Origin of the sequence: Pseudoalteromonas sp. SG41-5, assembly GCF_014164495.1 — a bacterium.
Taxonomy (GTDB): domain Bacteria; phylum Pseudomonadota; class Gammaproteobacteria; order Enterobacterales; family Alteromonadaceae; genus Pseudoalteromonas; species Pseudoalteromonas rhizosphaerae.
Window position 1 is genome coordinate 1 of the sequence record NZ_JACJFH010000163.1, and the last position, 4,954, is coordinate 4,954.

The 4,954-nt window shown below is 40.7% G+C and carries 5 protein-coding genes; 1 reads left to right on the forward strand and 4 read right to left on the reverse strand.

From position 1 onward, the window contains the following. Positions 1 to 401: 401 nt before the first annotated feature. Together H5232_RS22115 and H5232_RS22120 are read right to left on the reverse strand one after the other, a co-directional pair. On the reverse strand, positions 402 to 1,217 hold the full coding sequence (locus H5232_RS22115; RefSeq protein WP_182739762.1) for a class III extradiol ring-cleavage dioxygenase: 816 nt from the start codon (positions 1,215 to 1,217) through the stop codon (positions 402 to 404). Between the two features lie 110 nt (positions 1,218 to 1,327). Then, on the reverse strand, positions 1,328 to 1,795 hold the full coding sequence (locus tag H5232_RS22120) for a DoxX family protein (RefSeq protein ID WP_182739761.1): 468 nt from the start codon (positions 1,793 to 1,795) through the stop codon (positions 1,328 to 1,330). Positions 1,796 to 1,950: 155 nt separating this feature from the next. On the opposite strand from H5232_RS22120, the gene H5232_RS22125 reads away from it, so the two are divergent. After that, entirely contained in the window at positions 1,951 to 2,862 is a 912-nt protein-coding gene (locus tag H5232_RS22125) for a LysR family transcriptional regulator (protein WP_149982351.1), read from the forward strand. Between the two features lie 58 nt (positions 2,863 to 2,920). On the opposite strand, the gene H5232_RS22130 is transcribed toward H5232_RS22125, so the two are convergent. Next, the gene (locus tag H5232_RS22130) at positions 2,921 to 3,772 is read right to left on the reverse strand and encodes a universal stress protein (protein WP_182739760.1); all 852 of its coding nucleotides are present in this window, start codon (positions 3,770 to 3,772) and stop codon (positions 2,921 to 2,923) included. Between the two features lie 10 nt (positions 3,773 to 3,782). Continuing rightward, positions 3,783 to 4,954 (reverse strand): SulP family inorganic anion transporter (locus H5232_RS22135; RefSeq protein ID WP_182831525.1); only part of this gene is annotated, 1,172 nt, incomplete at its 5' end.

The window sequence follows — 4,954 nt, forward strand, 5'->3', positions numbered from 1 at the left end:
GATCCACTCAGTCGTACCAATTCATAATTCGAAATTATATCAAGAAAACGCACTACCTACTCTTAATCATCCGGTCCACAGGTCGCTGGTTAGAATCCACTCGGTCGTACCTATCTTTATGACTAATACTCTCAAGTTAGCTCAGTTGATTAGCGCACTACCTACTCTTGATCACCCGGTCCAAAGGTCAGCGGTTCGAATCCACTCAGTCGTACCAATCTTAATCACTAAAATCCTCAATTCGTAAACCTTAGCTCAGTTGATTAGCGCACTACCCACTCTTGATCACCCGGTCCACAGGTCTGTGGTTCGAATCCACTCAGTCGTATCAATTCTGAATAAATAAATTAAAAAATGCCCGCCACGATTTGACTCTACACAGAAGATCAATGATTCAAATATTAAATACCCTGCTCTTTCCTTCGCCATACAAATGCGCTTGATTGCTTATTGAAAATAGTAACATTTTCATATTCATCACTTGCTCTGCCAGCTAAGCCATAGCATACATGCAGTGGTAATAGATGCTCTTCTCGCGGATGACAATAACGTGCATGAGGCGCTTTATGCCAGTTTTGCATCATTAAATTACGCTTTGGTTCAGGCAAGGTGTTATCACTTAAGGTCGATCGTAGCCACTGTTCAAATTCGTGGTTATTGATTTGGCTCTGCTGATTATCCTGCGCGAAAAATGCCTGCATGTTATGAAACGAAAAACCAGAGCCAATAACTAATAAGTTTTCATAATCCAAAGATTGCAACGCTTTACCGATTGCTAAGTGCTGTGCAGCATCTAAGTTATTCACTAGTGATAGTTGAATCGCGGGTATATCGGCTGCTGGGTACATTAATGTTAAAGGCACATACAAACCATGATCGTAACCGCGATGATGATCTAACTTCGCTTCAATACCAGCATGTTGTAACACTTGTTGTACTTTTTCAGCTAACTTGGGCTCTCCCTGACTTGGGTATTGCACTTGATAGGCAGCTGGCGGAAAACCATAATAATCGTAAATCATCCCCGGTGCTGCATTGGCAGTAATAGTCGCTACTGACTCTTCCCAATGAGCGCTAATTAATAAAATGGCACTTGGTTTTTTTAGCGTGCTTGCAAGTGATTTTAAATAAGCAACCAATTGTGTATGGTTTGATTCATTTAACAGTGGCATTGGGCCGCCACCATGAGAGATAAATGCAATGTCTACATTATTCATAGTTACTCCAAACAAGCTCACTTAACATGAGCAAGTAAACCTTGATAGTTAAACTAACGCAAAGCTAAGACGCGGATTTATCCGTAATCCACGTCATTTCATAAAAGTGATTAAACATGCTTGGACTGTAACTGCCTAGACGTTAATTTATTCGCTATAAAGTTATCAATACTAAAACGACCACCACCTTGTAATGTTAGCGCAATCAGTACTACAAACAGTGTCAGTGCATATTCGTAGCCGTTATTTGCCATAAACAAGCCATTGTCTATATGTACTGAAAAAATAGCCACTAGCATGGTAAATGCTGAAATAAGTGCAGCAGGACGCGTCAATAACCCAAGTAATAATGCTAAACCGCCAAAAAATTCAGCACTGCCTGCGAGTAATGCCATTAAATAACCTGGAGTAATACCGATACTCGCCATCCATTGACCTGTTCCTTCCAGACCATAACCACCAAACCAAGCAAACAATTTTTGTGATCCATGTGCAGCTAAAATCAAACCAATTGGCGCGCGAAGTAGTAAAGCGGCAAGTCCTGCATCTGATTTTAGTATCGTGTTTATTAGTTTCATTATTTGTTCCTCTTTAGCAAAGTATTTATTTACGTTTTAATTAGACCCTGTTGGGATAAGTACACTTTACTATCAATGTCATGGCGGAGTAAGATGACAAATAAAGAATGATTAACAACAAAATGTTGTTAATCAATTTAAATATGAGAAAAATTATGGATAGAATTGATGCAATGCGGGCCTTTGTATCTGTGGTGATCGAAGGTAGTTTTAGCAATGCAGCAACAACCTTACAACTTTCACCACAATTGGTTAGTAAGTACGTTTCTAAACTAGAAGAACGCCTTGCTGTACGGTTACTTAATCGCACTACCCGTAAAGTGAGCCTCACTGAAGCTGGCACTCATTATTTTCAGCATGCGCAACAGATATTGTTAAGCATTGATGAAATGGATTCACAATTAGGGGGCTTACAGCAGCACCCAACCGGAACTCTGAGAATAAGTGCTCCGGTGTCGTTCGCGTTAAAACACATGGGTAAATTAGTGACTGAGTTCCAATCACATTACCCTTTTGTTAATGTTGATTTGCAACTGAACGACCGCAAAGTTGACATTGTTGATGAAGGTTATGATGTAGCACTGCGTATTGGTCGACTCAAAAGTTCGTCTTTGATTGCCAAGCAGGTCGCGCCCATTAGATTAATTTTATGTGCCTCACCTGACTACCTTGAAAAACATGGTACTCCTGAAAAACCTGAAGATCTAAAAAACCACCGATACTTGCATTATAGCTATACAGAAATGGATACTAAAGACGAAATATATCAGTGGTTACGGGTAAAAAACACGCAACGTAGTAGCGAGTTTCAAAGTAATAATGGGGATGTATTAGTTGATTGTGCTATCGCCGGTGCAGGGATAGCATTACAGCCTACATTTATCGCCAGTGAAGCCATTAATAGTGGCAAGTTGATCGAAGTTTTACCTCAATTTGCAACGGGAGCTGTTGGTTTATATGTTGTTTATGCCCACCGAAAATTACTACCACATAAAATCAGGTGTTTTATTGATTTTATTAACGGATACTATGGTACGCCGCCATATTGGGACAAAGCAATCGTTTAATCAGTAAAGCCAAACCGCAGTGTAAGCATAATTAAACTGCGTTTTGACTCACCTAAAATTAACGCAAAATCACCAGCGGCAGTTGGGTGTTTTCTATCATTTTTAGGGTATTACTGCCCAAAAAAGCATGTGCTATTTTTGAATGCGAAAAGGCCCCCATCACCAGCATTTCTATTTCATTTTTAGCTTTATATGCCATTAAAGAACTAAAAATATTACCTTCTAAAATACTTGATTTGACTTCAAAACCACTTTCAATAAGCAACGCTTCGGTGCGTTTAAATTTTTCCAACAAATCATGTTTGCCATTTTCTACAGTCACCAAATGACACGTTAAATGATGCAACAAGCCACCAGCAATAATCTGTTTAACCATTTTATCTGCTGTTTCTCGTCCATCATAAGCAAGCATAAAGTTGTTCGGCTCACTAAAGTGACGATTGGCAATTAAAATAGGTGTATGAACATGGCGAATAACCTGCTCAATATGCGACCCAATAGCTTTAAAATTCTGTTCGTGAGTTTTACCGCTTCGGCCAATAACAATCAGTCGCGCTGCATCTTCAAGGTCGCAAATTGCCTCAACAATACCGCTATGGCGCTGCTTACTTTCAATTGACTTACACCCTTGTTGGCTAGCAAATACAATCGCGTGCTCTAACATTTCTTTGCCTATTTGCAATGCTAATTTACTGCGTTGCTCATCCAGTGTCGCCATCTCTGATAATAATGCTGTAGTTGCACCAAAACCAATTATGCCACTTAAGTCGTCAATCACAGCTGCGTTTTGTTTTTCTATGGCATGCAAAAATAGCATCGATTTATTAAGTTTCTTGGCCGCCCAAATCCCCGCCTTACACACATCATCTGTGTAAACTGAGCCATCTATACAAGTAATAATTTTATTCATTGTGTTCTCCTTAATGGCCTGCCATGAGTTTTTCAACTTCTTCAGGGTCATTGTGAACGCCAAATTTGTCAACAATCGTTGCTGTCGCGTCGCTCATACCAATAATCTCGACCTCTGCACCTTCGCGTCTAAATTTAATTACAACTTTATCAAGCGACGACACTGCCGTAATATCCCAAAAATGCGAATGGGTTAAGTCAATCACTACTTTAGCAACGACCTCTTTAAAGTCAAACGACTCAATAAACTGCTCTGAGGATGCAAAAAACACCTGTCCAACAACCTGATATACTCGTTCATTAGCCGATGATTGCGCTGGCTTTACAACCATAAAACGACCAATTTTATTGGCGAAGAATAGTGTCGCCAATAGCACACCAACCAATACTCCCATGGCCAAGTTATGCGTTGCGACAACAACAACGACCGTGGCAACCATTACGATGCTACTTGATAATGGGTTTTTCTTTAAATCTCGCAGTGAACTCCAAGAAAAGGTGCCAATCGACACCATTATCATCACGGCAACCAATGCCGCCATTGGGATTTGCTTTAGCCATTCATCTAAAAACACCACCATAAGCAGCAGAAAAGTACCCGCGGTAAAACTTGATAAGCGGCCACGGCCCCCTGATTTTACATTAATGATCGACTGGCCAATCATCGCACAGCCGGCCATTCCTCCCATTAAACCTGAACCTATGTTCGCGATCCCTTGACCTTTACATTCACGATTTTTATCACTAGCGGTATCGGTTAAGTCGTCAACAATTGTCGCTGTCATCATCGACTCCAATAAACCAACGACAGCAAGGCCAAATGAATAAGGAAGAATTATTAGCAGTGTGTCGAGGTTGAAAGGCACATCAGGCCATAAAAATATTGGTAAGGTATCTGGTAACTGGCCCATATCGCCAACAGTTCGAATCTCAAGTCCTACCAACATTGCAACCAAAGTTAAAACCACGATACACACTAGTGGTGATGGAATTGTTCTGCCTATCACCGGTAAGTAAGGGAATAAATAAATGATCCCAAGACCCGCAGCCGTCATCGCATAGACATGCCATGTTACATTCGTCAGCTCCGGCAGCTGTGCCATAAAGATAAGAATTGCCAACGCATTTACAAAGCCTGTAACCACGGAGCGAGACACAAAGCGCATTAAACTCCCCAGTTTTA

Excerpts from the sequence above, each read along its gene's own strand:
- H5232_RS22130 (WP_182739760.1), bottom strand. The coding sequence starts at position 3,772 with ATGAATAAAATTATTACTTGTATAGATGGCTCAGTTTACACAGATGAT.
- H5232_RS22125 (WP_149982351.1), top strand. The coding sequence starts at position 1,951 with ATGGATAGAATTGATGCAATGCGGGCCTTTGTATCTGTGGTGATCGAA.
- H5232_RS22120 (WP_182739761.1), bottom strand. The coding sequence starts at position 1,795 with ATGAAACTAATAAACACGATACTAAAATCAGATGCAGGACTTGCCGCT.
- H5232_RS22115 (WP_182739762.1), bottom strand. The coding sequence starts at position 1,217 with ATGAATAATGTAGACATTGCATTTATCTCTCATGGTGGCGGCCCAATG.